This window comes from Pseudomonas sp. Pseusp3, assembly GCF_047304225.1.
Classification (GTDB): Bacteria; Pseudomonadota; Gammaproteobacteria; order Pseudomonadales; family Pseudomonadaceae; genus Aquipseudomonas; species Aquipseudomonas fluorescens_CD.
The window spans coordinates 81094-107662 of the sequence record NZ_JBGLYV010000006.1 but is presented as its reverse complement, the minus strand read 5'-3'; the positions used below and the strand labels follow the sequence as shown (position 1 = coordinate 107662).

Annotated in this window: 28 protein-coding genes and 1 pseudogene; 1 reads left to right on the top strand and 28 read right to left on the bottom strand. The window is 58.7% G+C overall.

The genetic code is table 11. From position 1 onward, the window contains the following. Positions 1-71: 71 nt before the first annotated feature. Both ACCD00_RS04000 and rlmKL read right to left on the bottom strand, forming a co-directional pair. Positions 72-167, bottom strand: a pseudogene (locus ACCD00_RS04000) (hypothetical protein); the annotation flags it as partial. A 128-nt stretch (positions 168-295) separates the two neighbouring features. Next, positions 296-2566: a bifunctional 23S rRNA (guanine(2069)-N(7))-methyltransferase RlmK/23S rRNA (guanine(2445)-N(2))-methyltransferase RlmL gene (gene rlmKL / locus ACCD00_RS03995; RefSeq protein ID WP_413422091.1), complete on the bottom strand. Its 2271-nt coding sequence runs from the start codon at positions 2564-2566 to the stop codon at positions 296-298. Between the two features lie 530 nt (positions 2567-3096). Between rlmKL and rmf the strand changes: the two genes are divergently transcribed. Further along, positions 3097-3312 carry a ribosome modulation factor gene (gene rmf / locus ACCD00_RS03990; protein ID WP_003223300.1) on the top strand — a complete coding sequence of 72 codons (216 nt, stop codon included), beginning with the start codon at positions 3097-3099 and terminating at the stop codon, positions 3310-3312. A gap of 255 nt (positions 3313-3567) precedes the next feature. Here the strand turns inward: rmf and ACCD00_RS03985 are convergent, their stop codons facing one another. The 26 genes from ACCD00_RS03985 to ACCD00_RS03860 form a co-directional block, all read right to left on the bottom strand. Then, positions 3568-4587, bottom strand: coding sequence for a quinone-dependent dihydroorotate dehydrogenase (locus tag ACCD00_RS03985; RefSeq protein ID WP_413422089.1), 1020 nt, complete (start codon positions 4585-4587; stop codon positions 3568-3570). Positions 4588-4790: 203 nt separating this feature from the next. Then, the gene (locus ACCD00_RS03980; RefSeq protein WP_413422087.1) at positions 4791-6116 is read right to left on the bottom strand and encodes a hypothetical protein; all 1326 of its coding nucleotides are present in this window, start codon (positions 6114-6116) and stop codon (positions 4791-4793) included. A 70-nt stretch (positions 6117-6186) separates the two neighbouring features. Next, positions 6187-6606, bottom strand: a complete 420-nt coding sequence (locus tag ACCD00_RS03975; protein ID WP_413422085.1) for a hypothetical protein — start codon at positions 6604-6606, stop codon at positions 6187-6189. Then, complete coding sequence (locus ACCD00_RS03970; protein WP_413422083.1) at positions 6596-7315, bottom strand: oxygen-regulated invasion protein OrgB; 720 nt, start codon at positions 7313-7315, stop codon at positions 6596-6598. Before ACCD00_RS03970 ends, ACCD00_RS03975 begins: the two co-directional genes overlap by 11 nt. Next, entirely contained in the window at positions 7287-7853 is a 567-nt protein-coding gene (locus ACCD00_RS03965) for a secretion system protein (RefSeq protein WP_413422081.1), read from the bottom strand. The genes ACCD00_RS03970 and ACCD00_RS03965 overlap by 29 nt, the downstream gene beginning before the upstream one ends. Next, positions 7840-8562, bottom strand: a complete 723-nt coding sequence (locus ACCD00_RS03960; protein WP_413422079.1) for an EscJ/YscJ/HrcJ family type III secretion inner membrane ring protein — start codon at positions 8560-8562, stop codon at positions 7840-7842. Before ACCD00_RS03960 ends, ACCD00_RS03965 begins: the two co-directional genes overlap by 14 nt. Beyond that, positions 8559-8867: a type III secretion system inner rod subunit SctI gene (sctI, locus tag ACCD00_RS03955; protein WP_413422077.1), complete on the bottom strand. Its 309-nt coding sequence runs from the start codon at positions 8865-8867 to the stop codon at positions 8559-8561. Before sctI ends, ACCD00_RS03960 begins: the two co-directional genes overlap by 4 nt. Before the next feature lie 59 nt (positions 8868-8926). Beyond that, positions 8927-9187, bottom strand: coding sequence for a type III secretion system needle filament subunit SctF (gene sctF / locus ACCD00_RS03950; RefSeq protein WP_413422075.1), 261 nt, complete (start codon positions 9185-9187; stop codon positions 8927-8929). A 10-nt stretch (positions 9188-9197) separates the two neighbouring features. Further along, positions 9198-10370, bottom strand: coding sequence for a PrgH/EprH family type III secretion apparatus protein (locus ACCD00_RS03945; RefSeq protein WP_413422073.1), 1173 nt, complete (start codon positions 10368-10370; stop codon positions 9198-9200). A gap of 118 nt (positions 10371-10488) precedes the next feature. Next, positions 10489-10935, bottom strand: a complete 447-nt coding sequence (locus tag ACCD00_RS03940; protein WP_413422071.1) for a transglycosylase SLT domain-containing protein — start codon at positions 10933-10935, stop codon at positions 10489-10491. Next, positions 10932-12566, bottom strand: coding sequence for a winged helix-turn-helix domain-containing protein (locus tag ACCD00_RS03935; protein ID WP_413422069.1), 1635 nt, complete (start codon positions 12564-12566; stop codon positions 10932-10934). The genes ACCD00_RS03940 and ACCD00_RS03935 overlap by 4 nt, the downstream gene beginning before the upstream one ends. A 190-nt stretch (positions 12567-12756) precedes the next feature. Then, positions 12757-13041 carry an acyl carrier protein gene (locus tag ACCD00_RS03930; protein ID WP_413422067.1) on the bottom strand — a complete coding sequence of 95 codons (285 nt, stop codon included), beginning with the start codon at positions 13039-13041 and terminating at the stop codon, positions 12757-12759. 105 nt (positions 13042-13146) lie between these two features. Then, positions 13147-14136, bottom strand: a complete 990-nt coding sequence (locus ACCD00_RS03925; protein ID WP_413422065.1) for an IpaD/SipD/SspD family type III secretion system needle tip protein — start codon at positions 14134-14136, stop codon at positions 13147-13149. Positions 14137-14149: 13 nt separating this feature from the next. Then, positions 14150-15256, bottom strand: a complete 1107-nt coding sequence (locus ACCD00_RS03920) for an IpaC/SipC family type III secretion system effector (protein WP_413422063.1) — start codon at positions 15254-15256, stop codon at positions 14150-14152. A gap of 24 nt (positions 15257-15280) precedes the next feature. Beyond that, entirely contained in the window at positions 15281-17050 is a 1770-nt protein-coding gene (sctE, locus tag ACCD00_RS03915; protein ID WP_413422061.1) for a type III secretion system translocon subunit SctE, read from the bottom strand. 2 nt (positions 17051-17052) lie between these two features. Then, the gene (gene sicA, locus ACCD00_RS03910; RefSeq protein WP_413422059.1) at positions 17053-17535 is read right to left on the bottom strand and encodes a type III secretion system translocator chaperone SicA; all 483 of its coding nucleotides are present in this window, start codon (positions 17533-17535) and stop codon (positions 17053-17055) included. Positions 17536-17767: 232 nt separating this feature from the next. After that, a complete protein-coding gene (locus ACCD00_RS03905) occupies positions 17768-18802 on the bottom strand; it encodes an EscU/YscU/HrcU family type III secretion system export apparatus switch protein (protein ID WP_413422057.1) in 1035 nt (344 codons plus the stop codon). Continuing rightward, entirely contained in the window at positions 18777-19583 is an 807-nt protein-coding gene (gene sctT, locus ACCD00_RS03900) for a type III secretion system export apparatus subunit SctT (protein WP_413422055.1), read from the bottom strand. Before sctT ends, ACCD00_RS03905 begins: the two co-directional genes overlap by 26 nt. 4 nt (positions 19584-19587) lie before the next feature. Continuing rightward, positions 19588-19842: an EscS/YscS/HrcS family type III secretion system export apparatus protein gene (locus tag ACCD00_RS03895; RefSeq protein ID WP_128607088.1), complete on the bottom strand. Its 255-nt coding sequence runs from the start codon at positions 19840-19842 to the stop codon at positions 19588-19590. Positions 19843-19850: 8 nt separating this feature from the next. Continuing rightward, the gene (locus tag ACCD00_RS03890; protein WP_413422053.1) at positions 19851-20510 is read right to left on the bottom strand and encodes an EscR/YscR/HrcR family type III secretion system export apparatus protein; all 660 of its coding nucleotides are present in this window, start codon (positions 20508-20510) and stop codon (positions 19851-19853) included. Next, positions 20503-21426 carry a FliM/FliN family flagellar motor switch protein gene (locus ACCD00_RS03885; RefSeq protein ID WP_413422051.1) on the bottom strand — a complete coding sequence of 308 codons (924 nt, stop codon included), beginning with the start codon at positions 21424-21426 and terminating at the stop codon, positions 20503-20505. The genes ACCD00_RS03890 and ACCD00_RS03885 overlap by 8 nt, the downstream gene beginning before the upstream one ends. Further along, positions 21423-22355 carry an invasion protein gene (locus tag ACCD00_RS03880; RefSeq protein WP_413422049.1) on the bottom strand — a complete coding sequence of 311 codons (933 nt, stop codon included), beginning with the start codon at positions 22353-22355 and terminating at the stop codon, positions 21423-21425. Before ACCD00_RS03880 ends, ACCD00_RS03885 begins: the two co-directional genes overlap by 4 nt. Further along, positions 22352-22807, bottom strand: coding sequence for a type III secretion protein (locus tag ACCD00_RS03875; RefSeq protein ID WP_413422047.1), 456 nt, complete (start codon positions 22805-22807; stop codon positions 22352-22354). Before ACCD00_RS03875 ends, ACCD00_RS03880 begins: the two co-directional genes overlap by 4 nt. Continuing rightward, complete coding sequence (sctN, locus tag ACCD00_RS03870; protein ID WP_413422045.1) at positions 22791-24077, bottom strand: type III secretion system ATPase SctN; 1287 nt, start codon at positions 24075-24077, stop codon at positions 22791-22793. Before sctN ends, ACCD00_RS03875 begins: the two co-directional genes overlap by 17 nt. Further along, a complete protein-coding gene (locus ACCD00_RS03865) occupies positions 24074-24481 on the bottom strand; it encodes an Invasion protein B family (RefSeq protein WP_413422043.1) in 408 nt (135 codons plus the stop codon). Before ACCD00_RS03865 ends, sctN begins: the two co-directional genes overlap by 4 nt. 13 nt (positions 24482-24494) lie before the next feature. After that, entirely contained in the window at positions 24495-26546 is a 2052-nt protein-coding gene (locus ACCD00_RS03860) for an EscV/YscV/HrcV family type III secretion system export apparatus protein (protein WP_413422041.1), read from the bottom strand. Between the last annotated feature and the right edge of the window lie 23 nt (positions 26547-26569).

The following is a 26569-nucleotide window of genomic DNA, read 5'->3' as shown; positions in this document are numbered from 1 at the left end:
GCATTCAGAAAGCACGCGTTATCGTTATCGACCATCGCGAGCAAGCTCGCTCCTACAGGTGGGTTCAACCGTCAACGGGCCGTGATCTTCCAGGCGCGATGGATCTTGGCGTTGCGGGCAAAATCCGGATCGATGGTCTGGGCGGTGATTTCCTCGACCGCATAACGCTCGCCGAAGCACTGTAGGAGCGAGCTCTGCTCGCGATGGGCTCAAGTACTCCGCGTGCATTCAGAAAGCACGCGTTATCGTTATCGACCATCGCGAGCAAGCTCGCTCCTACAGGTGGGTTCAACCGTCAACGAGCCATGATTTTCCAGGCGCGATGGATCTTGGCGTTGCGGGCAAAATCCGGATCGATGGTCTGGGCGGTGATTTCCTCGACCGCATAACGCTCGCCGAGGTTGGCCTCCAGTTCGAACTTGCGGAAGTTGTTGGAGAAGTACAACACCCCACCAGGCGCCAGACGCGCCATGGCCAGGTCAATCAGTTGCACCTGGTCGCGCTGCACGTCGAACACGCCTTCCATGCGCTTGGAGTTGGAGAACGTCGGCGGGTCGATGAAGATCAGCTCGTACTCGTCACGACTGGCTTCGAGCCACGCCATCACATCGCCCTGCTCCAGGCGGTTCTTGTCGGAAAAACCGTTCAGTGACAGGTTGCGGCGTGCCCAGTCCAGATAGGTTTTCGACAGGTCGACACTGGTGGTGCTGCGCGCGCCGCCCTTGGCCGCATGCACACTGGCCGTTGCGGTATAGCAGAACAGATTGAGGAAGCGTTTGCCGGCCGCCTCCTTCTGGATACGCATGCGCATCGGCCGATGGTCGAGGAACAGACCGGTGTCGAGGTAGTCGGTGAGGTTCACCAACAGCTTCACGCCGCCTTCATTGACCTCGACAAATTTGCCCTGCGCCGCCTGGCGCTCGTATTGTTTGGTGCCACTCTGACGCTCGCGGCGCTTGACCACCACACGGCTCTTGTCGATGTTCAACGCCTGCGGGATGGCTGCCAGGGCATCGAACATGCGGGCCGATGCTTTTTCCGGGTCGATGGATTTCGGTGCGGCGTACTCCTGCACATGGACCCAATCGTGATACAGGTCGATGGCCATGGAGTATTCCGGCATGTCGGCATCGTAGACGCGGTAGCAGTCGATGCCTTCACGCTTGACCCACTTGCCCATGGCCTTGAGGTTCTTTTGCAGGCGGTTGGCGAACATCTGCCCGCCTTCGCTCAGGCGCGGCTGCTCGACCACCGGAGCCGGTGCTGGCGTCGGTTTGATCGGGTTGCCGTTTTTGTTGAACTTGCGTTCCTGCGGCTCGTTTGGCGCCTGATCATAGGCGGCTTGTTCACGCTCGACCTGGCGTTGCTCCGGGGTGCGGCGCTCGCCGGTGACGAACTGGTCCGGCAGTACTTTGATCAGCAACAGCTTGCACGGCAAGGCGCCGTTCCAGAACGAATACTGCTTGTGGCTGCGGATGCCCATGCGCTTGCCCAGGTCCGGCGCGCCGGTGAACACCGCCGCTTCCCAGTTCAGGCAGGCCTGGCGCAGGCGCTCGCCGAGGTTCTGATAGAGGTAGAGCAGGCTCGCCTCGTCGCCCAGACGCTCGCCGTACGGAGGGTTACAGATCACCAGGCCTTTCTGGTTCTGGTCCGGGCGCGGCTCGAAAGTCGCGACTTCACCCTGATAGATCTTGATCCACTCGCTCAGGCCGGCCCGTTCGACGTTGTTACGGCCCGGTTGAATCAGTCGTGGATCGGCTTCATAGCCACGAATCCACAACGGTGGCTTGGCCAGCCCGGCCTCTGCGCGCTCGGACGCTTCTTCGTGGAGTTTTTTCCACAGCGCCGGAACGTGACCGAGCCAGGCGGTGAAGCCCCACTGCTCGCGACGCAGGTTCGGCGCGATGTCGGCGGCGATCATCGCCGCTTCCACCAGGAACGTGCCGACACCACACATCGGGTCGGCCAGAGCGCCGCCTTCGGCTGCGATACGTGGCCAGCCGGAACGGATCAGGATCGCGGCCGCGAGGTTTTCCTTCAGCGGTGCCGCACCTTGCTGCAGGCGATAACCGCGCTGGTGCAGGCTGTGACCGGACAGGTCGAGGGACAGGATGGCTTCGCCACGGTCCAGGCGCAGGTGGATGCGCAGGTCCGGGTTGAGCTTGTCGATGGACGGACGGTCGCCTTGCGGGGTGCGCAACTTGTCGACGATGGCGTCCTTGACCTTCAGCGCGCCGAAGTGGGTGTTGTCGATACCCGAGCCATGGCCGCTGAATTCGACGGCCAGGGTGCCGTCATTGAGCATGTGGTCTTCCCACTCGATGTCCAGCACGCCGTGGTACAGGTCTTCGGCATCTTTCATCGGGAAACGCTTGAGCACCAGCAGCACGCGGTTGGCCAAGCGCGACCACAGGCACAGGCGATAAGCGGTTTCCATCGTGGCCATGCCGCGCACGGCAGAGGTGTGCTCCCGCGCTTCCTCAAGGCCAAGCCCGACGGCTTCCTCGATGAGCAGGCCTTCAAGGCCTTTTGGGCAAGTGAGGAAGAGTTCGAAACGATCGGACATGGGAATTCCAGAACCTTTAGCTGAGTGACCGGGCAACGCATTGCCGGTCCGGTTTTCAATCAGGCGCTTTTCTCGAAGAGCGCCCGCGTGGCACGAAGTTGTGCCGTTCCACCCTTGCTGCCCGGGTTAAATGAGCTTAGATGCAAGGGCAGATAAAAAAGTTGATGCAACAAAATGTCATAAGTCGACCCTTCGTCGAATAGTGCTTCCCGGCAACGGGAGCCATTCTCACTAAAGGATTAAGCCCATCATCCAGCGCAGGGCCGATCATACCGGGGTTTGGCCAATAAATACGCTACAAACACGCTGTTACTTATGGCCTTAGCACATTAATAGTTACGTCCTTATGACAAAACGATCATTCCCTCGATGTGACGCATTGGTTAGAACTCAATACAGGTTGGCGCCACAACGGACGCCAACACCTTGGCTCGCCACGCCGGCAGCGAGCCCCCAACGGCAGACATTTCTGCCAGACCTCGATTGAGGTCAACGCGATAAATACAGTCAACAAGTGAGGGCAACACCCTATGAGAAGACTTAAGCGTGATCCGTTGGAAAGAGCATTTTTGCGCGGATATCAATATGGCGTTGGTGGTAAATCCCGTGAGCTTTGCCCATTTACTCTACCGTCGGTACGTCAAGCCTGGATCAACGGCTGGCGAGAAGGACGCGGCGACAACTGGGACGGTATGACCGGCACTGCGGGAATCCACAGACTCAACGAACTTCACGCCGTCGGCTAATTACAGGGCACAACACTCCGACACGACAATCTGATTTTGTACTGAATTAACCACGCACGTCCCATCCGGACGGCGGGCTCCGGCCCAGGGGCTCCTTTTAAGGAGCCCTTTTTTATGCCTGCTTATTGGCCCAGAACAACCCCTTGTAGGAGCGAGCTCGCTCGCGATGAACCCGAGAACACCGCGTGTATCCAGAAAGCACGCGTTATCGTTAACGACCATCGCGAGCAAGCTCGCTCCTACAAGTACAAAGGCTCAGCGCAGGGCGGCGATGGCGTCTACGGATTCACGAATCAGCGCCGGGCCTTTGTAGATGAAGCCCGAATAGATTTGCACCAGGCTCGCGCCTGCGGTGATTTTCTCCGCCGCGTGCTTGCCTTCGGTAATGCCACCGGCAGCGATGATCGGCAGGCGACCACCCAGTTCCGATGCCAGCACTTTCACGGTGTGGGTGCTCTTGTCGCGAACCGGTGCGCCAGACAGACCACCGGCCTCGTCGCCATGCTCCATGCCTTCGACGCCTACGCGGCTCAGGGTGGTGTTGGTGGCGATGACGGCATCCATTCCGGTTTCGATCAGCGCTTGTGCAACCTGCGCGGTTTCTTCGTCGCTCATGTCCGGCGCGATCTTGATCGCCAGCGGTACATGCTTGCCATGACGCAAGGCCAGCTCCGCACGGCGCTCGGCCAGATCAGCCAGCAACTGCTTGAGCGAATCACCGAATTGCAGGCTGCGCAGGCCCGGCGTGTTCGGCGAACTGACGTTGACCGTCACATAGCTGGCGTGGGCGTAAACCTTGTCCAGGCAGATCAGGTAGTCATCCACCGCGCGCTCGACCGGCGTATCGAAGTTCTTGCCGATGTTGATACCCAGCACGCCCTTGTACTTGGCCGCCGCCACACGGGCCAGCAGGTGATCGACGCCGAGGTTGTTGAAGCCCATGCGATTGATGATCGCCTCGGCTTCCGGCAGACGGAACAGGCGTGGCTTCGGGTTGCCCGGCTGCGGACGCGGCGTGATGGTGCCGATTTCGACAAAACCGAAACCCAGTTGGGCGAAGCCATCGATGGCTGCGCCGTTCTTGTCCAGGCCGGCGGCCAGTCCCACCGGATTCGGGAAGTCCAGGCCCATGACATTCACCGGCATTTTCGCCGGGGCCTTGCACAGCAAGCCGTTGAGCCCAAGACGTCCGCCCGCGCCGATCAGGTCCAGGGACAGATCGTGGGAGGTTTCCGGGGAGAGTTTGAACAACAGCTGACGGGCCAGGGTGTACATGGGCGGGTTGGACTCAGGGCGGCGAAAAGTGGCGGGGATTATAGCCGGGTGGAGGGTTGGGGGCGAGCGACGACATGAAACGATCAATGGAAATTGTAGTGGTCTAATTTCCCCGGACACCTCGATAGATGCATTCTCCACCTATCGAGGTATCCGGAATCAGTTGACCACTGCAAATCGCTGCGAACATTTACAGTTCGACGCTACGCCTCTGAATTCCCGTCCAGCTTCTTGGGTGTACCTTGTGAACAGCTCCAGACGAAGGGAAAGTAGATGAGCATCAGCATCATTGCCACGCAGACATTCACAATATGGCCTTGAGTGTTGTCACTGTAATCAGTCCTCTCCAACAGAGAGGTCACCGCAGCCCCCACAAACTGAGCCCCTAAAAACGCCATAGAACGGGTAGGGAAATAGGTCGTTGCCGTATCAGCGAGTTGTTCCACCGACGGCAAACGTACTTGCGCTCGCAGCTGCCGAGCACGTTGCTCCACTGACTCGGGATCCGGCATAGAGGGCCTCAATCCCAATGACGGAGAAAAGACAAATCTGCTTAGAACAGAGATGACGCTGTCAGCAGTCTCTCCTGAGCCATTCAATACGCCCTGGATCAAGTCTGCGACCACACTGTGGCCGAGCCCCGCAGAAAACCGCCCCGAACCACTGAGTGGCACAAAGGCACTCACTTCTGCCAGTACAAGCTGGCACATTCCATACGACGCCATGCTTGCCCCGGTCGACTTGATAGTCGATCCACCTGCGTTATCCTTCAGAAAAAAAACGGATTGGAATGCTTCTCGAAGCGCGCAATAGAGAATTGTTTTGCTCGCGTTAGGTACCAAACCCTCCAACCCACCGGTAAGTGCGGCGAAAAGCAGCCCACCGGCTACGATGCTGGCCATGCACACCCGTCCAAGCCGCGTATAGGTATTGTCCGTATTCGCACGCCAATCGAGAACAGCTCCCAACACACTCAATCCCGCAACGACGAGGACTTCAGCGACCACAACCAATTCGGGGCCCATTTCGCCGAAGTCGGTCGTACTGGTGAATTGTGCCGCGTAAAATGCGAAGGCCTCGCGCGCGATGGTAGTCATAGCGACGATCCCCCCGGTGCGCGCGGCAGCGTTCAGCAGGTTAGTCCCCGTTAGAAAATCTTTGCATACCTCAAAAACCGCCAAGATTCGATCTTCGCGGGTACTCGCGCCCCTCAACGCGGCTTCAGACAATATTTCATTTGTCCCGGTGTTTTTCCCACCATCGAGATAGAGAAGCACATCATCTACCTGCCGCCGCCCTGATTCGCCGAATTCACTAATGCAGCGATCCAATTGCCCCGATATCGGAGCCAGATGCGTCAACGTCGCTAAAGTTTGCCGCCTCGTTCCCAGCCTCTTGACTTGAACATCCATCCCCGCAAGATCAAGCGCATCAATCAGGGAGCTACCCTTCTGCGCAGTTGAAGATGACGTAGCACTGTCTAAAAAGGTGCGAAAGTTTTCAGTCCCTGAGCCAATCGAATTAACCATTTTTTTGCTCTAAGTTGTTGGATGCATTTTTTTCAAGGCTATCGAGCGGTCGTCACCACTCATTCTTTTCTCACGCCTCGTCCCCAATCGGCTGGAACACCTCCCGCATGAAGCCCTTGACGAACAGGTCCATGCTGAACGCCAGGGAGTTCGCGCCGCTGACTTCCTTGTAAAGCAGCGAGTCCTCCAGTTTCTCGTCCTTCAATCGAACCAGAACCTGCAGGGTGACCGCCATCAACGCCTTGGCAGTGGGGTAAACAGGTGATTCACCATCCGCCCCCCGCAGCGAGCGGAGATATTCATGGATGGCGTTCTTTCCTTGCCCTTCCATCGCCAACAGGTGTTGATACAGACGCTCGAACTCGGGGTCCGGGCGCTTGCTGCCAGAGCGTTCCTGACTGGCAGCAAGCAAACGCGACTCAAGCGTCTCGACCGATGGGTTTGCACCGTGCGCCATCGTGCTGGAGCTGTTGACGGTTTCAATCTTCATGGCGGACCTCGGTCGGGGCAGTTTGATTGCAACCGGCCGAGCGTTCGGCAAAGGTCGAATACAGATCCGTGAGGGCCTGCATGGAAACCCGGTCCAGAGCGCGAACCGACTCCGGCAGATTCGCCACGCACGCCAGCAACCGCGGTTCCAGCCGTTGCCGGGCCGTTTCCACATCGAATTCGAGCAACTGATCCGCAAGCCGCACCACATAGCGCTCTTGCGGGTGATAGTCGAGGACCAGTTCGCCGGACCAGAGCCCGCGCAAGCGCTCGCGCAGTTCCTTGCCTTGCGGCCGGCAATGCAGTGGCAGCAGCACTTGCAACACCGCGCCCGTGTCGCCCGGTTGCTCGCTCAGCCAGCGCTCCAGCATGTCATCCAGCCATTCGGGACGACTCAAGGCTTGTGCGAGCAAATCGCGGGCGGCCTGCGCAAGGTCTTTGCGCAATTGCAGCCCCAGCGCCTGGGACTTCAGCAAACCGTCAGCCAACTGCCCGGTCGCGCACAAGATGCCCTCGGCATAGCCTTCCTGAAAGGCCTGGGCGCAAACTGCCACGGCATCACGTCGGGCCTGCTCGATACAATCACGGGCCCAGCGCTGCGCCTGCTGCTGCAAGGTGCGACGCCGACGCGCGGCGGCAATGTCCTCGCGCAACACCAGCGCCTCGCTCGACTCGGGAAGTTCAGTCAGGGTTCGGATAGTGTCGAGCATGCTGCACCGCCAGAAAGAAAAGCACCGGGCTGGGTTCAGTGACCGGCCATTGCTTGTGCAAGCGCACAACCGGTTCGGAAAATTGCAGGGCCAGGCGTTCGAGCAACATGGCCGGTACTTGCTCGTGCCAGCTCCATAACGCATTGAGGCCAGCGGCTTCGACCTGTTCCATTGAAACAGGCAAGGATTCGATTGGCAGGCTGCTTCTGACTCTTAAGTTGCAACCGGCGAACCGGCGCAATGGCAATGGCAGGCAGAGCAGCGCCGCTCCTCGCGCCAGATCGGGCATCAAGCGATGAGCGCCCATCAACCTGGCGATTCGGGGCAATTGTCGCCAATGGCGAACCCATTGTTTCGCCACGGAGGTCAGCGATGGCGAAGGCCACGGACCTTGCAGTTCCAGACCTTCAAGCACTATCCGGTTGAGCAGGTTTCTTGCCTCAGGGCTATCGAATCCCGCCGGGACAGTCAGGCGCTGAGGGTGCAGGTAACCCAGAGGCTCGGCGAGAATTTGCCCTAAACATTCAGCGTGCGACATCACGCCCTCCTGCGTTCGAATGGCGGTAAGTCCAGGCTGTGCCACCGGCCAACAACAGTCCGGTGATTACGGCCAACAACCACGTCCAGTACGAATGCCCCTGCGTGGCGGCCACGGACGGCGCGACATGCTGTGTCGGGGACCGTTTCGACAACACTACCGAGATGTTCTCGTACTCGACCGTCGCAAAACTGTTCTTGAGAAAACGTTTGATATTGGTGATCAGCAATTGCGGTTCGATATCGCGCTCATGGATTGCCACCGCCGAGAGGTGAATGGGCGGCGACTTGCGCCCGCCTTCACCGGCATCCAGGTCGTAGCTGACATGTACCCGCGCTGAAACCACACCTTCGAGCACACCCAGCGACTGTTCGAGCCGCTGCTCCAGCGCTGAGTACAGCCGGGCTTTTTCAGCGCGGGGCGAGGCGACCAAAGAGTCGGCGGGAAACATCTGCGCCACTTGCAGGCGTGGCCTGGAGGGCAGCGAATAGAGGTTGAGCAAATCGACGGCGGCGGAAAAATCCACCTGATCGATTTTCACCGAATAGCCGGATTTGCCAGCGTCGATTTTCACCGCCGCGATGTTGTTGCGTTGCAGGACCGACAGCACTTCATTGGCCTGCTGCTGGTCCAGCCCTTCGAGCAGATTGGGTTGGCGACACCCCGACAGCGCCAGGCACAACAGCATCAACAACACGCCTGGCTTCATGACGCACGCAACAGGGTTTCGGCCGTGCCGACCGCTTTGCGCACCAGCACGTTGAGCAAATTGATGTCCACGTTGTATTGCCCGGTCATCTCCTGCAATTGCGCCAATACTTCAGGGCTGGCGATATCGGGGCTTTGCATTACCTGGTTGATGGCTGCCACCTCCTGCTCGCTGTTGACTGCGGAACCGGCGAACGCTTCGATCAACCGAGACTCCAGGGAAACGATCGGACCCGCCTGCGGGCCGCGCAACTCAGTGAACGCTGTGCGCTGGATTGACGAAGCGAAAATGTTTTCAATAGACATGCGATGCACCCATGAGAATGGCCATCGTCACGCACCAATGGCCGGCCGGAAAGAAAGCGTCAGCGAGCCGCCTGGATGATCGCCATGTCGATGTCCTTGAAGCCCTTGATCGTGTTCGTCTGGGCGTTCCGGAATACCGTGTAGGAGGAAAATGCGGCCTGATAGGCGGCCAGCAGACCGGGGTCCGATGCATCCTTCTTCAAGTCTTCCAACGCTTTGTCCAGCGCGGTCTTGAGGGAGGCGGCACCGTTTTCGAACGCTGCGGCCTGACGCCCGAGAAAGTCATCGGGAAAGTCTATGGGTCTACCGATCTCAGCCATGAATCACCTTTCAGTGTTGTGTTGGAAAATGCCAGGATGACGAGGTCATCTTGATGTAGCCCTGCGGGCCGGTTAGAAACGATTTGCCCTTGAGCGTGTCGTCCTTGAGCTCGACAGCGAAATGCACGAAGCGATTACCCCACTGTCGGTAAAAATCGTCGATGTATTGGCGAGCGGCGGCCAGTTCGGAATCCTGCAAGTTGCCGGTCACTGCAAAGGTGACGCTGTCACCCTGCTCGACCCGGCTATAGCCCAGTGAAAGGCGTTGCAAGCCGTCCTGCGCCAGATCGCTGAGCAGGTGGTCATCCTGTACCTGCACCGCGATATCCCGGGCATAAGGGGCAGCTGCCAGCAGCGCATCGAGCAGTGCTTTTTGCTTTTGGGGCGTCAGCAGATTGCGTTGAGCGCTCAGCAACAGTCGCGGTACCGACGGGTCCTTGAGATCGAGGGAGTGCCAGGCGATTTGCGGATCATGGTCGACCAACAGCTGCTCCAGTCGACGACGTTCCTGGTCGATCACCAGCACCTTGCCGCTCAGCGTGTTGTGGCGCATCAATACCTGCCGGCTCCAGCCGGCATCGCGCTCGGAAGTCACAAATACATAGACCGAATCATCACGACCGGGCAGCACCTCCACCTGCGCACTGGCACCTGCGATCAGCGCGCGAACATCGGTTTCAGGCGTCGGTTCCGGGACCGACCAGATGCCGACCAAGGCGACCAGCACAGCCAGCACCAGGCCGCTGGCGGCCCATCGCGTCAAAGGGGAGCGCCACCACACGACAGTGGCTGTATCGGATGAAATACTGTGGGGCGGTCGCAGCACTTCAGGCGCCCAGGATTGATTCCCGGGACGCAAGGCAATCTGCAGTTCGCCGACCTGCACCCTGGTTTGAAAGGCGCAGTGGCGTATTTCGGCTGACTCGTTGAGCAGCCGCAGCGAAAGGCCATCCGTCGTGACTTGATCCGTCAGCACCTCAAAATTGCAGCCCCCCTGATCCAGGGGGATGAAGATGGCATCCGCCGGAACGCTGGCAGTCAATGCCCCCTCCCCCAGCAGATCCACCGCCCCCACCACGAACAAGGTGGTGGTTTCGCCCAGGGGGAATTCGCAGCCTTGCAGCGGACCGTTGAGTATCCGTAACACGCAGGGTCGCGAGGTGGGGGCCGCCAGGACAGTCACCGTTCAAGCTCCAGAGCTGTGAAATGAGTGGCCATGGTAGAAAGGCTGGCGGCAGGGTTCCTGATCGAATTCTGCCGATTACACCCTGAAGAGCATCAGAATCCCCCAGCCAACCGTCTCAAGTTGCCGTGATGACCTGATAACGCTTCCAGACCTTGCGTGCGTAGCGAAGACGCGCGGCTTGCATGCGGGGTGAGTTGCCGGCGTTGTAGGCGCCCACCGCTGTCCAGTTGTAACCATAACGGGCGACAAAACCGGCCAGCACCGACGCACCGACCTCGACCGAGAGGCAAGGCTCATCCAGCAGCCGCTGTTCGGTGATGCCCTGTGCATTCAATCGGGGAAAATGGCTGCTGTTGATCTGCATCAGCCCGATGTCCCGTGTGCCGTCCTTGTTATGGTTGATTGCACCTGGCTGCAGGCCTGATTCGACATCGGCAATCGCCCGGAGCAGTTCGGGTTCGATTGCATGCTGCTCCCCTGCTCGACTCCAGCACCAGGCATGGGCCTGATCCGCGCCAAGACACACCAGCACGATCAACCCGTTGATCATGCGCAGCCTCATGCCAGACGCCGTCCTTTATCGAACGCCGGCCGATCCTGTAATGGAACAGCCGGGGGCGACACCGGATGGCAAACGTCTGTCGAGCGCAGCAAGGATTGCCAGAGTGGCGCAATAACTGCCCCACCCTGCCCCTCGCCAATGGCTGGAGACTTCATCAGGCGCATCCAGTTTGCATACTGGTTGCGGGCGATAAGTGGATTGCCTCCGAATAGCACACTCCAGGCTGCCAGCCCCTGCTCACCGACAGCGCTTTCAACCAGACCGGCTTGTTCGAGTTCATGCCAGGCTACCGCATGCTGACCGAAGTACGCCAACACCAGTGCATGCAGAATCATCGACAGAGGATTGCCCCCTTTACCTTGCTGCAGGGCCCGACGCGCCATGAGCACGGCTTCGGTGGCGCCTTGTGAAAGCGCGATACGCACGCGCAAGACCTGCGCCCTTACGCAATCCGGATCATGATGCAGGCACTTGTCGATACTCTGTGCCGCCAGCTCATTGCGCCGCCAGAACCAGTGATGCCACGCATGAAAGTAATGCACGTCAGCCTGGTCGGCAGTCAGGAGACAACGTCGAAAAAGCGCCTGCGCCGCCTGTTCGCAACCGCGAAGACTGGTGAGCAGCGCCAGGCGAGTCAAAGCCGGAATGCTGCCAGGGTCCAGTGCCAATGCATTGGAAATCGCCGTATGAGCCTCTTCCACCGCTCGTCCCTGATAACAAAGACCGATCATCGCCTGCCCCAGCCACACATCCGCCAAACCACACCAGGGCGGCGCATACCCGGCATCGAATTTCAGGCACTGTCGAAACTGCACCAGGGCATCGCGCAGGCTTTGCGGCGTGTGCTGTTGCAAGCTGCACAAGCCACTGAGATAAGCCACGGCGGCTGGGTACGAAGCACAAGAGTCACCAACGGGACGCAGCCCTGGAGTACGTTGCGCAACCAGACAGGCCAATGTGCCAAGCGCCTCTGCGAGGTCACAGGCGTCCAGTGTCTGACCATGCAATAGAGTGTGATCGCTGCCACGGATCAACTCGACCGACCACAGTTGTTCACTCGTGCCGGTGCAGCGCCCACTCAGGCAGTAGTCCGCGGAGAACTGCTCAACCAACGAGCGCACATCGACTGGTTGTCTGCAGGCCGCCATCAATCCCGAGGGGATGATATGCAATGCCCCGCCGAATACAGTGGTCAACTGACGGATCATTACATCCTGCAGATCCAGCGCTGAAGTCTCGTCCAGATTTCGTAATGGCAAAACGGCCAGCGAAGGTGATGCGGTCTTCGCCTGGTTCGGCGCGTCGAGCTCGACAACCGGACAGGTGAATCGATAACCCTGGCCGTACACTGTTGCAATAAAATCCCTGTTCTCCCTGAGCAACTTGCGCAAGGCGTAAATACAACGAGTCAACGACTCCTCCGCGGCATCCATCCCGGGCCATACCTGATCCAGCAAAAGATCCTTGCTGACCACCGAACCCGCCGACTTCAGCAGCAGACGCAATACGTTCAACTCCTTGGGTGGGATGTGAACTCCTTGTCCATCTCGCATCAGCGTTCCATCGCTTTGCAATTGCCAGTGTTTAAAAACAAATGATTTCACCGGCGTTCGATCAGCTGCACTGTCCATACTCTGAGACATCTCTATAGAAAGGTACTGAAGCGCAATTGAGCCTGTGGGTGGTCAGGCTCAAGATGACAAGCTGCGCGACTATAGAAAGTTGAGCGGGACTAATCCGTAGGACTTAGCTATTGAAATCAAATGTTTTTCCGGAAAGCGTTGTAGGAATTTTCGTTACATTGATTAACAGCACATCAATTTACAGGCTGCTTTTATCTGGGTCATTGAAACCACCCATACCCTTCACCGAAAAACAAACATCCTTGACCGTCCTCCACGTCCCGACATCAGCCTCAGACAGTTCAATACCGAACGTTTCATTCAGCGCCATCACGATTTCGACCAGACTTATGGAGTCCACACACAAATCCTCCAGCAACCGCGAATCGATCTGAATTTTTCGTCGGCCCGCAGGAAAGTAATCCGACAACACCTTGATTACCTTGCTTTCAACTTCAAAAGCATTACTCAAATCATTCGACATTCTTTATCCAGTGCAGTGAGAAGCGGGCGTAAGGCGAGTTCAGACGAACCGTGACACCCGCTTCGTGAGAATGAAAACTTCTTGATTACGCTATTTTCATACGCATTAAAAATTCAACATAGCCTTCAACATGTCGGAAAACTGATTGAGATGCGAAGACAAAGTCTTGTTGAAATTGTCATGATAAGAGTTGGCATTCGAATACTTCTGCGTGAAGGACTGCAGCATGTTTTTCATGCGTTCCTCCTGGGCATTGAAACCGGTTTGCCAGGCCTGGAATTTCGCGGTATCCCAAGTAATCCAATAAACATTGGGTGGCAGGCTGTTCATCATCGTATTCAGCGGCCCGAGGTCCATGACCACGCTGAACGTGCCGTCCCCGTTATTGTGAAGGCAGGTGGCAGGCAGGCCTAACGCCTTGAGCCATTTTTCTGCTTCCTCCCTGGTAGCGCCTGCCATGCCTGGAGCGGGAAACAATACTGCCGCCGGATTTGGAGGTGAGTACTTTCCAATCAGCGCATGCAACGCGTGCCTGATGTCACCCGCATTTATCTTGACCTCTTTACCTTCGTTCGCGCCTTCAATCCAGTCCTTTAACTTTGCAGTTATCTCCGCGTTGAAGTCCTTAAAGAACTCCGAGTAAGCCGCGATGATATGTTCATAACCGGCCAGATAACCGTTCTTGATCAGGTCGATCAGTTCAAGCAGCTTATCGAAAAAATCATTCGATGATTTCACGCCAGCTTCGAAATCGTCCACGATCTCAGCCGGCACGGGCATCTTTTGCAGGCTGTGCTCGAAGAGTTTCTGCCGCTGTTCCGCAGAAAGCGTTTGCAAGCAATGAGTGATCAGTGCGCCGTACTGCTCAACTTGCTGCGCGCCCATCTGCGACCGCACCTGAAATTTGTCCGGTTGGGCTTTAAGAAGATTTTCAAGGCTACGATTGAGCGTTTTAGTCGAGCTTTCGAGCAACCCCGCCAAGGCAGAAGCGGTATTGACGTCTCGAAGCATTTCAGCAGGTACGGATGTTTCAGTGCCCACGTTGAAATCTGCCGGTGGTTTAAGCGCTGACAGCGTGGTTTTCGTAATGATCATGCTGTTCCCCTGCTCAAGCACTTATGGCGCGAATGACTTCAGCGCGCGATTGAAACAGCTGCATCACCATCTCCATCAGCTTTTGCAACAGCGCCGCCTCGGCCGAATCTTTCTGCCCGACTTCATCGCTCAAACTCTTCTGGGTGTTCTGCGCACTTTGCTGCAAGACCTCCTGCTCACGTGCAGCGTGCTCGGCCATGCGCACCATGCCGGACACCACCTGGCTCATGCTCATCGACATTGCGTTGAGCGCACGACCAATTTCCAGCTTCTTCTCAATGCCCTTTCCGCCCATCTGGCTCAACCAGTCCGAGGTCTGCCCGACTTTCTGCGCCTTGAGCATTTCCCCGTCGAACCAGGCTTGTTCTTGAGGTGTCAGCGTGGAGCCCTTGGGTTTGAAATCGACTGAGGTGGTGCGGCCAAAATCATCGAAGGTCTTGATCTTGTAGGTGGTTTGCGGGTTCCAGTCATCGCGGTTTCGGTCACGCCTGAGGTCGCGTTCGACGTTGCCGGCGTCCAGGGAGTTGCGCTTGTGCAGGTTGATGTCCGCATGCTTCAGCCCTAGCCCCTGGAACGTCTTGACCATGGCGAAGCCGGCGATGGCACCGGAAACCACGGCGGCGGTGATGGCACTGTTGAGCGCGGCCCTGCCCGACTCGACAATGGCGGCGCCCTGGGACTTGGCGGCGTCGGCGGCCATGACGCTGAAATGCCCGCGCAGTTGCGCATTGGCTACCCGCGCGATGTTCAGTGCGATGATGGCGGCAACCAGTACACTCGCGTGTTTTTCCCAGGCGCCGGGGTCGAACATCAGATCGTTCCTGACTTTATCGTCGAGCAAACTCATGCCCCCTGCAAAGTCTTGCCAATCGGAATCGGAGGGCTGGTAGGCATTAATGGTGTTTTTGAGCGCCTCGGCAGTAACCGCCGTGGGTTGAGTGTCATGGAGCACTTGCACTCCCACGACCTGGTCGATCAACGCCGAATCCGAAAGGCGTTTGTCATTGCGATCTTTTGAAAACCGTTCCTGGGTAATCAATTCGCTCAGGCCGGCATCGTTGGCCAGATCGTGAATGAATACCGCAGGCGAGGTGCTGCCAACAGGGCTGGATCCGCTCATTAGAAACTCCTTTTATCCATATGCTCAAACGTGCCGTGCGATATGCAGGCTCACGGAATGACTGCGCTGCAAATCGGCAAACACCTGCTCGACCTGACGGGTTCTGTCCTGCATCGCATTGCCGTAATCCTCGACCAGTCGGGTCAGGTAGGACGTGATTTCCTCGCTGATCGCCATGCGCACCTTCACATCAGCCAAATGCACGGCAGCCTGGGCCTGGTGTGCGCCACTCCTGATCTGCAATCCGCCCTGCACCGCCACATTGCTGAACTCGGTGAAGGCCTGAGCGATCTCAAGGTTGGCGGCGTAACGGGCGAGTGTCACAGGGTCGGCGCCACTGGTGATGAAGCTGCGCAGTTGGGTCAGCATCTGGGTCAGCGAGTTGCCCACCGATGTAGCCAATTGCCGGGCTGCCTGCATCGCCGCCGGTGCCGCCTGGGCAATGACCGAAGCCAGTTTCGAAGCGACGGCGCTGACCATGGGGCCGATCACCTGCACCCCGACGACGGCCACCAGCGCAACGGCAGCCAGGGTTGCGGCGATGCCCTGGATCATGCCGGCGATTTGTGCAATGTCCTTCGCCGTTTCCTCATCGACGCCAACAGCCAACAGCAACTTGATGTAGAGCTCGGTGAACAACTTGATGGCTTCCTGCATCACGGTGGTCAGCGGTTTCATGGCTTCGGCCATGAACGACTTTCCGGTCGCTTCCTTGACCACCGCATCGGAAATCATGATCGCCGCACCGATCACGCCCACGGCGATAAGCACCGGGTTGGCGGTCAGCACGCCGGCAACGATGGTCGCCACGGCCAAAACGGCGCCGACGATCGCGCCGATGCAGCCCATGGTCTTTTGCAACGCCTCGGCCTTGCGGACTTCCTCCAGATACTTTTCCGATTCAAGTTTCATGTGCTCCTGAAGCCTGGCCTGCAACTCCTGGAACAGCTCCTGACTGAGTTCCTCCTTGTTCTGCGCGGACTCCCCCAACAGCTCGATGATTTTCAGTCGGTTCAACAGCGCCAGCGCGCTGCTGCTCAACGTCTTTTCATGGGACTCCTTGATGGAGGAACCACCGAGACCGGCCTCCTGTGCTTTCGCGGCTACCACGGCCAGGGTTTTGGCACAGGCATTGGCGATCTCGATCAGTTTCAGGTGAGCATTGGTGGCTTTTTGAAACGTCTGGATATGGTCCGCCAACTCGCCTTTGAGCTGGTCACGATGCGCCAGCTCGCTCGCATATTCCGGTGACTCCGGATCAAGTTCGGCCAGGCGGGCTTCGCTTTCCTCCAGCAGGCCCTGAAAATGCTGAACACGCTCGCGCAGTTTCTCGAGTTTTTCCTGGCTGCCGCCGATGGCCTCCTCGGCTGTCGCCAATGCCTCGACCGCAGCGGCATATTCGGCAGCCAGTTTTTCATGCCCCTGTTGTTTAGCGCCGGCCATGCTTTGCAACATCGCAAGGCGATTCTTCAGCTTGTTGACATCGACCTCACCAATCAGCTCGCTGATCATCGCCATCAACAACGTGAACAGATCACCGTTGGCTTCCTGTTTATTACCGTCAGCACGGGGCGGTGGCGCATGCAGCACTGGTCTTCCCGCGCCACTTGGGGATGTGCCGTGCTGACCTTCGTAATTCACCGACATCAGGCGAGCCAGCGCCTCCTGGCCGGCTTTCTGAAAGTCCACCGTCCTGGCAGCTTCGGCGGCGGCCTTGCCATATTTTTCAAAAGCGTCAGTTCGACTCAATGCCCCCTGAAATGCCGGATTGAAAGTGCTTCTGATTTCACTCATGTTCAGTCCTCCGAACAGTCCTTTTCAATTTGACTCAAGGTGTCGAGATACACCTGAGCCTGCTTGCGCAGATCATCTTCCGAGGCCTGCTCAAGCACATGTTCGAAACACAACCTGGCTTTTCCGACCTTACCCAGCGCCAGATGACACTGGCCGGTGTAGAACATCGGCCGCCAGTCGTTCTTGCCCTGGGCAAAGGCGATCGCATACAGGTCGATCGCTTTCTGATGGTTCTGCTTGAGCTGGTGTACCGCGGCCAACCCCATCCAGTAATGGCTGTTGTAAAAGTCGTAGATGCACAGGAAGTGAAAGAACTTCTCGGCGTCGTCCAGCCGGCCCTGCTCATAAAACTGGTGAGCAAAGGCATACAGGCTGTTCATCTGCTCATCGCTGATGCCCTGCACATCCTTCAACGGCGCGCCTGCGAGCACCGCATCCACCACTTCAAGGGCGACCTGTTCATCTTCTTTGTTGTTGCGACTCATCAGCCACACTCCTGAAAAAACGTCAGCGCTGCTGACCAATGCATTGAGCCAAAGCGCTGGCGAAGGCGCTGCCAAATTGCGCTCATGCCAACGCCGGGATGGATAACGACCCCTGCCCCCCTGTAGGAGCGAGCTCGCTCGCGAAAAACCAGAGGGCGCCGTTGGGTGTCAGTTTTTTGCGCGTTATCGTTCACGACCATCGCGAGCTAGCTCGCTCCTACAAGGATCGGGGTCAGGCTTGTTCGACCTGTTCGAGCCAGATCAACAGGCGCAGCACTTCTTCGATTTCCTGCACCTGGAGGAAGCTGTAGCGCTGGTGGGTCTTGAAGATCCGCCGGGCCAGCGCGATATCGTTGATCACCGGCACACCGACCTCCTTGGCATACGCTCGAACGGCCAGGGCGCGCTGGTTGGTTTCCATCAGGGAGATGAACGGCAGCACGGTGATTTCCGGGCGGAAATACACGCCGATGGCAATGTGGGTCGGGTTGGCGATGATCATCCGCGAGCTGCGCACGTCGGATTTGACCTGTTCCGACAGCAATTCCCGATGCAGGTCACGACGACGTCCCTTGATTTCCGGATTGCCGTCCTGCTCCTTGTGTTCGCGCTTGACCGAGTCCTTGTCCATCATCTGATCTTTCATGAACAGCCAATACTCGCTGAGCGCATCGAGCACCACGATCAACAGGACACAGGCCAGAAACACCAACACCAGCACCAGCAGCAAATGCCCCCAGATGGCGAACAGATCCGGTGCCTGGGCAAACAGTTGGGCGAACAGCAATTGCCGCTGCGTGACCCAGACGATCCACAGCGCCAGGGCAAAACTGCCCAGATACAACAGCGCTTTGACCGTGTCCTTGACCGTGCGCAGGCTGAACAGTTTCTTGAAGCCATTGATCGGGTTCAACGCACCCAGGTTCAGCTTCAAGGCTTCGCTGGCCAGGGCAAAACCGCTTTGCAGCAACGCGGGCAATGCACTGGTCAGGACACATACCAGCAACAGCGGCAGCAGCGCCTTGAGCCCCACGACCACCAGCATCGCCGAGTACTTTTGCAGGTCGACGTCGAAGTCACTGGCGATGATGCGTCGATAGACTTCCATGATTTCAATCAGCGAACTGTTGAACACCATGTAGCTGATGCCGCACAGGGTCAGGCAGGTGACCACCAGGTCCTTGGCCTTGAACGTCTGCCCCTTGCGCGACGCATCCCGCAGGCGCTTGGCTGTCGGCTTCTCAGTCTTCGAGGCGCTGGACGACATCGACCGCCTCCCCGTCGGCACCCGGATAATGCTCCAGCGCCTGGGACTTCATTCCCATGCGCAGCACTTCGTCCGGCAGGTGCACGGCGAAATACAGCATCAACACCACCAATGCCACCAGGCTCTTGACCGTCAACGACACCGAGAATGCGTTCATCTGCGGCGCATACCGCGACAGCAAGCCGAGCAACGCTTCGCTGATCAACAGAGTGGCCACCACCGGCGCGCTGATCACCAGTGTCTTGCTCACCAGCGCATCCAACAGGCTCAGGATCGGTTGCAGGTACAGCTCGCAGCCGTTAGCCGGCGCACAGATCCGGTAACTGTGGCCGACGGTCTCAAGCATCAACAGCATGCCGCCGCCTTCGAGATACACCGCGGCGGCGAACAACTGGAGGAAGTTCGCCAGTTCCGAAGTGTCGACACCGTTCGCCGGGTCCACAGTGCTGCTGAGCATCGCCCCGCGCTGATTGTCGATCAGGTTGCCCATGGCGTGCAGTACCCAGAACGGCCAGCACAGCAGGCATCCCAGCAATACACCAATCCCCGCCTCGCGCAGCAACAGACCAAAGAACGCCAGCCCGTCGAGGGCAGGTAATGGCACACCAACGTAGGCCCAGAACCCCAGCGCTACCAACACAATGACCGCTTGACGCGCAGCGCCAGTGAGCACGCTGCTGTTGAGAAACGGCAGCATGAAAAAAATCGGCGCCAGCCGTGCAACGCCCAGAATCGCCGCGGCGAACAACGCGTACAGATCGAAAAACAAGGTCACCGACATCGGCCTAGCCCAACGCCAGACGCATGACTTCACGACTGAAATCGAGCAGGGTTTCGCCATACCAGCCCGAGAGCAGAAACAGGCACGCCGCAACCGCCAGCAGCTTGAAACCAAATGGCAGCGTCTGCTCCTGCAACTGGGTCACGGTCTGAATCAACCCGACCACCAGGCCGACCACCGTGGCGACAATGATCGGCCAGGCCACCATCAACAGAATCAGGTACAGGGTCTTGTTGCCGGCATAGACCAGATCGTTCATGGCCGCCCCTACGCCAGCAAGGTCAGGTATTGCTTGACCAGCCCGGTCGACAGCAATGCCCAGCCGTCCAGGGCGACAAACAACACCAGTTTGATCGGCACCGAAATGATCACCGGGCTCATCATCATCATGCCCAGCGCCAGCAGGATGCTGGAGATGACCAGGTCGACAATCACGAACGGCAAATACAGATAGAAGCCGATCTTGAACGCGCTTTTGATTTCACTCAGCGCATAGGCTGGCAGCAATGCAAACAACGAGGGGGTGAGTTCTTCATCGGCAGGCAGACCGGCTTCGTGTTCATCCTGCACCGTTTGGGCCCGCTCGAAGAACAGCGCCAGTTCAGGGTCGGTGTACTTGCGCAGGTAGTCCTTGTAGCCGCCCAAACCATTCTCGGCAAAATTCACCACTGACTCGATATCGGTGAACGCCACCGCCTCTGCCTTGTAATAGCCATACCCCTGCTTCATCACTGGCGTCATGACGAAAACCGCCAGCATCAGGGCAATCGCATTGAGGGCCATGTTCGACGGCACTTGCTGTAATCCCAAGGCGTTGCGCACGATAACGAAGACGATGGAAAACTTGATGTAGCAGGTGCCTGCCGCTACCAGAAACGGCAGCAAGGACGCGAATGCCAACAGCGCGATCAGCGAGACGTCATTCATCGCGGGGTTTCCGATAGACCTCGAGCAATTCGACGCCCAACTGTTCGTCCAGTTGCACCAGTTCCCCACGGGCAACTCGCTTGCCATTGGCGCGAATCTCGATTTGCCGTGCGGCATCGTCAGCCAGCGGGATCAGTTGTCCGTCGATGATCTGCGACAGCGTGGCCAGGTCGATTTCATGGGTAGCGAGCAGGAACTCCAGGCGTACCGGCAGAGTATCAAGGCCGGCCTCTGAACGGGGTTCCGGCATGTTCTGTTGATGGGCATCGGCCACGGTCGATTGCATGAGTATTCCCTCTTCGGTAAACGTGAAAACGCCGAGGCATCGATCCGTCAGCCAACATTGTTGAGTGCGCTGAATGATCCGCAGGACATCGCCCTCGTTCAGTCGGATCTGGCGCGCAACGCTCAGGTGACTGACACCCAGCATCAGCTCCAGACGCAGCGGCAAATCACTCAGCCACGAGTTGGCCCCCCGGGTTTCATGAACGACGCGTGCGCAGGGCAATTGCGTAAACCACACTCGCCCCAGAGGCGTGTCGAGCCACGGCAAGTCGTGGGTTGGCAGTTCGTTGGGGACGACACAATCGACATCGGCCATCTCCCGGTAGTGCAACTCCTCCACTCCCGGCAGCAAGGGTTGTGGTACCGCTCGAAACAACCCGGCGATACTCGCCACCGAGCACTCGACCGCCAACAGCGACTGTAATTGGGGGAGCGAGTGATGCAGCCAGTCGCGGGCGACGATCAGCCCCCGCCAGCCACCGTCATTACCCCGTGCGCGAAAACCTAGATAGCCGGGCAGCTTTGGCAGCCGACCCGCCCCTGCACAGTGACCGGCACACCGCCAGCGTTGAACCGCCTGCAGGTGGGCATGCGCCTGGGCGTCGACCCTGCGCAGTTTCAACGCGCTCATGCCGGAAGCCCGGGATCTTCGGCCTGCTCGTCGTCCGGCGCCTGGTGGGAGCCCTGACGCTGTTGCTCGCCGCCGCTGTCTGTCAGCCGCCAGGCAGGCTCGCGAACCTGCTCGAAGGGCACCTTGATTTGCTCGAACACCAAGGCATTGCTCGGGCTGAGCTGCAGGTTCCGGGTGGGTTCGTCTGGCACGCGGCTAATGGTCACTTGTCCGCTGGCAGTGCCTTTGTTGAACGGTACCTGCAGCAAACTCCGGTCCGAACCCGACAGGGTTTCAAGCGTTACGTCGAGCGCTGGCCGCGGTTGCAGTGTCGCAGGTGGAAGGATGGAAAGTCGTGCAACCCACGGCACCTGGCGCGGGGTTGGATGGCTCGACAAGGCTTCGGGCAATGGCCCATCGAAGGTGGGTACCGACGGTGCACTGGAATTGGCAGCACGCTCGACTGACAGTGATTCGACGGTGCTCGATGGGCGCTCGATCAACACCGGCTCAACCGCGATCGATGGACGCCCGATCAATGCCGGTTCAACCGAACTCGAAGTTGGCGGATTCAAGTGCGGTGACGCTGTGACCCGATTGATGGGGGAAGCAGCAGCTGCCATTGATTGCGGCAACAAATGGTTTATCGGCTTGCCGTACAACGGGCTCGCTTGTGGATAAGACGTCGCCACCCGGGCAGTCGATCGTACCTCGTCGCGCTCGAGATCCGTCGCCTGGGCGATGGCCATCGATTGTCGAGACCCTGTGCGCCCCGTTTCGATCACGGGGCGATGACGCAGGATCAAGGTCGCCATAAGCTCCAGTACACCTTGCGGCAGCTCCTCCTCTTGCTCAGATACAAGCATGTCTCGCAGCTCATCCATGGAGCCTTCGGTGACGGGGTCCAGGGCCTGAACCGGCAGAAGTGAAATGACAGATACATCTTTCATCGCTGAACTCCGCTCATTTCTTCTGTCTCTCGCTCTTCCCGGCGCACCCGCTCAAGTCGTTGCTCACGCAACAGCTGCTGGACACACCGCTCGTACTTGTCGTGTTTGCGCTGCAGAAAACGCAGTTGCTCGCGCTGCTCATTCAATGTTTTCTCGACCTGTCGGCACTGCTGATCCACACGATCTAGCTCGACCCGCAACAGATCGATCTGCCGACGGATCACGGCCTGCCTGCGCAGCAGCGCCAACAGCTGCCCGTGATCCAGCACACAGTCGTTGGCGCGATGACTGGCCAGCAGACTTTGCAGCGCAGCTTCCTGCCCTTCGAAATCGACCCGCTCCTTTAGCAGCGGCTGCAATTGCTGTTGCGTACGCAGTACGGCCCGCTCGCCACGCTGGCGACGAAACAGACTGAACGCCAACAAACGCTGCCGATCAGGCAATGAGTTCATGCAAGCTCCGTACGGTTTCTTCCGGTTCACAACATTCTTGCGTGGGTTGACGCAGCCACCGGGTGAGGGCCTCGCGGTGCTGCAGCGCGTGGTCATTGGCGGCATCGGCGCCTTGGGTGTACTCGCCCATATCGAGGAAAATCTGCAGCTGCTCAAGTCGCGTCAGCATTTCCCGGGTCGCCGCCGCCAGTTGCTGTACCTCGGGCGGGGTGACTTGCGTCGCCACGCGGCTGACGCTGCGCAAGACATCGATCGCCGGGTAGTGACCTTTGGCCGCCAGGGCACGACTGAGGTACACATGGCCGTCAAGAATGGAACGGATCTCCTCGGCGATCGGGTCCGGCTCATCGTCACTTTCCAGCAAGACCGTGTACCAGGCCGTAATGCTGCCGGAAGCGGTCACACCGGGTCGCTCCAGCAAGCGTGGCAAGGCATCGAACACCGAGGCCGGATACCCCCGCCGCGCCGGTGCTTCACCGGCCGCCAGGGCCAGGTCGCGTCGAGCCCGGGCGTAGCGTGTCAACGAGTCGAGCAACAACACCACGCGCCGACCCTGGTCACGAAAATACTCGGCGATGGCCGTGGCCTGCAGGGCCGAGTTGCAACGATCCACCGACGAAAAATCCGAAGTGGCATACACCACCACACAACGGGAGCGCTTTTCGGACTGGCGCAAATGCTCGATGAATTCGGTCACTTCGCGCCCGCGTTCGCCAATCAGGCCGATGACAAATACATCGGCGTCAGTGTGGTTGATCAACATGTTGATCAAGGTGGTTTTGCCGGAACCGGCAGCGGCAAAAATGCCGATGCGCTGACCGACACCGCAGGTCAGCAAGCCGTCGATGACACGAATGCCGGTGCGCAGCGGCTGCGCCACCGGGCGCCGCTGCTGGTACGACGGCGGGTCGGCATCCACGGGATAGTCCTGTTGAGCCACCGCCGTTGACGGCGCCAGGCGCTCGACGATGACGCCCCGGGGATCGACCACGCTGCCGAGCAAGGCGTCGCTGCAGGTCAATTGCAGTGTCGCGCCCGTGGGCACAATCATCGACTCCCTGGACAAGCCTTTCGCATCGCCGAGCAAACTGAGCAACACAGCACCGGGCTTGAAGCCAATGACCTGCGCCCTGGCCGCAATATCAGGCAAGCGCCAATGCCGACGCACTTCACAGACCTCGCCGATCACCACGTTGCCCAGCGCCGCTTCAACCAAGGGACCGCTCAGTCGCAAAGGATGGGCAGCGGTTCTCTCCAGTCGCCCGCTCACAGACGCAGAATGCCGTACAGCTCTTCGAGCACCACCACAAAATGGTCCAGGGCCTGGGCGAAATGGCTGGCATCACTGAGGGCGTGTTCGTTGCACATCAACCGCAACTCGAGCTGCCCTTCTACCTCGCACAGGTGCAACTGCCCACTGCGGGACCAGGGGCAACCCTGCAGTAAAATCTGCAACAACGCAGCGGCGCTATGGCCCAATTGTGCAGGCCCGATCTCCATGACTGCGGCCCAGACCCATATATCCCCGTCCACGTCCCCGACGTTGACATCGGGCAGATCCCTCATTTGCATTTCAATCGTGCTGTGACTGTCAAAATGTCCGATCTGGCTGTCCTTGCAGCCGCTGTGGCGCAGTGCTTCGCGCAACAGGTCAGCGATATCCATTGGCATCATTTACAGGTTTTCCTTACAGCGTTTTGATGACATTGACCGAGACCGTTTCGGAAACTTCGCCGAACGACATCACGTCCAGCTCCCTGAACCGTCCCTCGATCAGCTTCTTGATGTAGCGCCGCACATCGACCGAACACAGCAGCACCATGTCCTTGTGGGCGATGTGCACACTGTCCAGACCGACAGACAGTCGGTCCATCAGCTCCTCCGACTCGGCCGGTTCCAGGTTGATGAAACTGCCGCCCGACGTTTGTCGAATCCCTCGTCGCACCACCTCTTCGAACTCCGCCGACAACAACAGCACACGCAGGTCATTGCCCTGGGCAAACTTGTTGCTGATGTAGCGGGCCATCGCGCCGCGGACGTGCTCGACCAGTGCCAGTACGTCCTTTTCCCGCGACGCCCAATGGGCCAGCGACTCGAGAACTAGCTTCATGTTGCGCACTGAAATGCGCTCGCCGATTAACCGCTGCAGCACCTCGGCGATCTTCTGCACCGTGACGTGGCGATACACTTCCTTGAGCAGATCGGGGTAGCGCGCTTCCATTTCGTCGAGCAGTTGCTTGGTTTCCTGCACGCCAAAAAACTCCTGGATATTGCGCGCCAGCAGCGTGACCAGGCAGCGATAGCATTCCTCGTCCGCCGCACGCAGGTGATACCCCAACTGCTGCACCCGCTCCCTGTCGGCCGCGTTGACCCAGATTCCGCCCAGGCGATTGCTGTCATTGCCACGCACCAGGGCAATGCCCAGGGGCTCCAGCTCCGGCGAGTAGTCGAGCAGACGCCATTGATCGAAATGGATGTCGAACTGTTCGGCGCGTACTTCATTGATCAATACCGCCACTTGATGGGCCGGCAACGCCTCGCTGGGGCGAATCTGCGGTTCGGGAATGCGCAACCCGTAGTCGACGAAAAACTGGCTGCGAAAACGTGCGGCCCAGCGGGCCTTGCTCAACTCTTCCAACCGCGCCGTGGGCACCAGCAACATCAAGGCGACGGTTTCGGTGGCAATGTTGTCAATGTCGTCGAGCAGACCCGATCCGCTCTGCATGGCATCCCCCTGGGCAGAGGTCGGGCGGTTTTCATTTGTACTTTCACCTCGGGAAGCCTTGCGCTGCCGGACGAACACCACCAGTGCCAGGACGGCGGCAATAGGCAGGAAAGTCAGCAACGGAAACCCGGGCAGCAGGCCGACACCCACCGCCAGCAGCGCCGTCACCCCCAGCACGAACGGATGCCCCAGCATCTGCGCGAGCATGTTGCGCCCCAGGTTGGCGTCATCGCCGTTGACACGAGTGACGATGAAACCGGCACCGATGGCGATCAGCAGTGCGGGAATCTGCGCCACCAAACCATCGCCAATGGTCAACAGGGTGTAGGTCGACAAGGCTGTGGACATGTCCATGCCCATTTGCCCGACGCCGATGGCCATGCCGCCAATGAAGTTGACGAAGATAATGATGATGCCGGCGATCGCATCGCCCTTGATGAACTTCATCGCGCCGTCGAACGAGCCATACAACTGGCTTTCGCGCTCCAGCACGCTGCGTTTTTCCCTGGCTTCCTCGGCAGTGATGGCGCCGGCCTTGAGGTCACCGTCGATGCTCATCTGCTTGCCCGGCATGCCGTCCAGCGAGAAGCGCGCCGCGACTTCGGCCACCCGCTCCGAGCCCTTGGTGATCACGATGAACTGGACAATGGTGACGATGGAAAAAATCACGAAGCCCACCACCAGGCTTTCGCCGATCACGAACTCACCGAAGGACGCGATGATCTCCCCCGCATCGGCCTGACTGAGAATCAGCCGGCTGGTGCTGATCGACAGCGCCAGGCGAAACAGCGTGGTCAACAGCAGCAAGGCCGGAAACGTCGAAAAGCTGAGGATGCGTTCGATGTAGAACGAGCCCATGAACACCAGCAGCGAGATGACGATGTTCAGGCCGATGAGAAAATCCACCAGCACTGTCGGCAGGGGAATGATCAGCATGGCGATGATCATCACCATCAGCGTCAGGATCAGCAGCTCCGGGCACGCGCCGACGTTGCGCAAAAACACATTGAGCATGGCAGGTCAGTTCCGGGAAAAAG

Excerpts from the sequence above, each read along its gene's own strand:
- rlmKL (WP_413422091.1), bottom strand. The coding sequence starts at position 2,566 with ATGTCCGATCGTTTCGAACTCTTCCTCACTTGCCCAAAAGGCCTTGAA.
- rmf (WP_003223300.1), top strand. The coding sequence starts at position 3,097 with ATGAGAAGACTTAAGCGTGATCCGTTGGAAAGAGCATTTTTGCGCGGA.
- ACCD00_RS03985 (WP_413422089.1), bottom strand. The coding sequence starts at position 4,587 with ATGTACACCCTGGCCCGTCAGCTGTTGTTCAAACTCTCCCCGGAAACC.
- ACCD00_RS03980 (WP_413422087.1), bottom strand. The coding sequence starts at position 6,116 with ATGGTTAATTCGATTGGCTCAGGGACTGAAAACTTTCGCACCTTTTTA.
- ACCD00_RS03975 (WP_413422085.1), bottom strand. The coding sequence starts at position 6,606 with ATGAAGATTGAAACCGTCAACAGCTCCAGCACGATGGCGCACGGTGCA.
- ACCD00_RS03970 (WP_413422083.1), bottom strand. The coding sequence starts at position 7,315 with ATGCTCGACACTATCCGAACCCTGACTGAACTTCCCGAGTCGAGCGAG.
- ACCD00_RS03965 (WP_413422081.1), bottom strand. The coding sequence starts at position 7,853 with ATGTCGCACGCTGAATGTTTAGGGCAAATTCTCGCCGAGCCTCTGGGT.
- ACCD00_RS03960 (WP_413422079.1), bottom strand. The coding sequence starts at position 8,562 with ATGAAGCCAGGCGTGTTGTTGATGCTGTTGTGCCTGGCGCTGTCGGGG.
- sctI (WP_413422077.1), bottom strand. The coding sequence starts at position 8,867 with ATGTCTATTGAAAACATTTTCGCTTCGTCAATCCAGCGCACAGCGTTC.
- sctF (WP_413422075.1), bottom strand. The coding sequence starts at position 9,187 with ATGGCTGAGATCGGTAGACCCATAGACTTTCCCGATGACTTTCTCGGG.
- ACCD00_RS03940 (WP_413422071.1), bottom strand. The coding sequence starts at position 10,935 with ATGAGGCTGCGCATGATCAACGGGTTGATCGTGCTGGTGTGTCTTGGC.
- ACCD00_RS03935 (WP_413422069.1), bottom strand. The coding sequence starts at position 12,566 with ATGGACAGTGCAGCTGATCGAACGCCGGTGAAATCATTTGTTTTTAAA.
- ACCD00_RS03930 (WP_413422067.1), bottom strand. The coding sequence starts at position 13,041 with ATGTCGAATGATTTGAGTAATGCTTTTGAAGTTGAAAGCAAGGTAATC.
- ACCD00_RS03925 (WP_413422065.1), bottom strand. The coding sequence starts at position 14,136 with ATGATCATTACGAAAACCACGCTGTCAGCGCTTAAACCACCGGCAGAT.
- ACCD00_RS03920 (WP_413422063.1), bottom strand. The coding sequence starts at position 15,256 with ATGAGCGGATCCAGCCCTGTTGGCAGCACCTCGCCTGCGGTATTCATT.
- sctE (WP_413422061.1), bottom strand. The coding sequence starts at position 17,050 with ATGAGTGAAATCAGAAGCACTTTCAATCCGGCATTTCAGGGGGCATTG.
- sicA (WP_413422059.1), bottom strand. The coding sequence starts at position 17,535 with ATGAGTCGCAACAACAAAGAAGATGAACAGGTCGCCCTTGAAGTGGTG.
- ACCD00_RS03905 (WP_413422057.1), bottom strand. The coding sequence starts at position 18,802 with ATGTCGTCCAGCGCCTCGAAGACTGAGAAGCCGACAGCCAAGCGCCTG.
- sctT (WP_413422055.1), bottom strand. The coding sequence starts at position 19,583 with ATGTCGGTGACCTTGTTTTTCGATCTGTACGCGTTGTTCGCCGCGGCG.
- ACCD00_RS03895 (WP_128607088.1), bottom strand. The coding sequence starts at position 19,842 with ATGAACGATCTGGTCTATGCCGGCAACAAGACCCTGTACCTGATTCTG.
- ACCD00_RS03890 (WP_413422053.1), bottom strand. The coding sequence starts at position 20,510 with ATGAATGACGTCTCGCTGATCGCGCTGTTGGCATTCGCGTCCTTGCTG.
- ACCD00_RS03885 (WP_413422051.1), bottom strand. The coding sequence starts at position 21,426 with ATGAGCGCGTTGAAACTGCGCAGGGTCGACGCCCAGGCGCATGCCCAC.
- ACCD00_RS03880 (WP_413422049.1), bottom strand. The coding sequence starts at position 22,355 with ATGAAAGATGTATCTGTCATTTCACTTCTGCCGGTTCAGGCCCTGGAC.
- ACCD00_RS03875 (WP_413422047.1), bottom strand. The coding sequence starts at position 22,807 with ATGAACTCATTGCCTGATCGGCAGCGTTTGTTGGCGTTCAGTCTGTTT.
- ACCD00_RS03865 (WP_413422043.1), bottom strand. The coding sequence starts at position 24,481 with ATGATGCCAATGGATATCGCTGACCTGTTGCGCGAAGCACTGCGCCAC.
- ACCD00_RS03860 (WP_413422041.1), bottom strand. The coding sequence starts at position 26,546 with ATGCTCAATGTGTTTTTGCGCAACGTCGGCGCGTGCCCGGAGCTGCTG.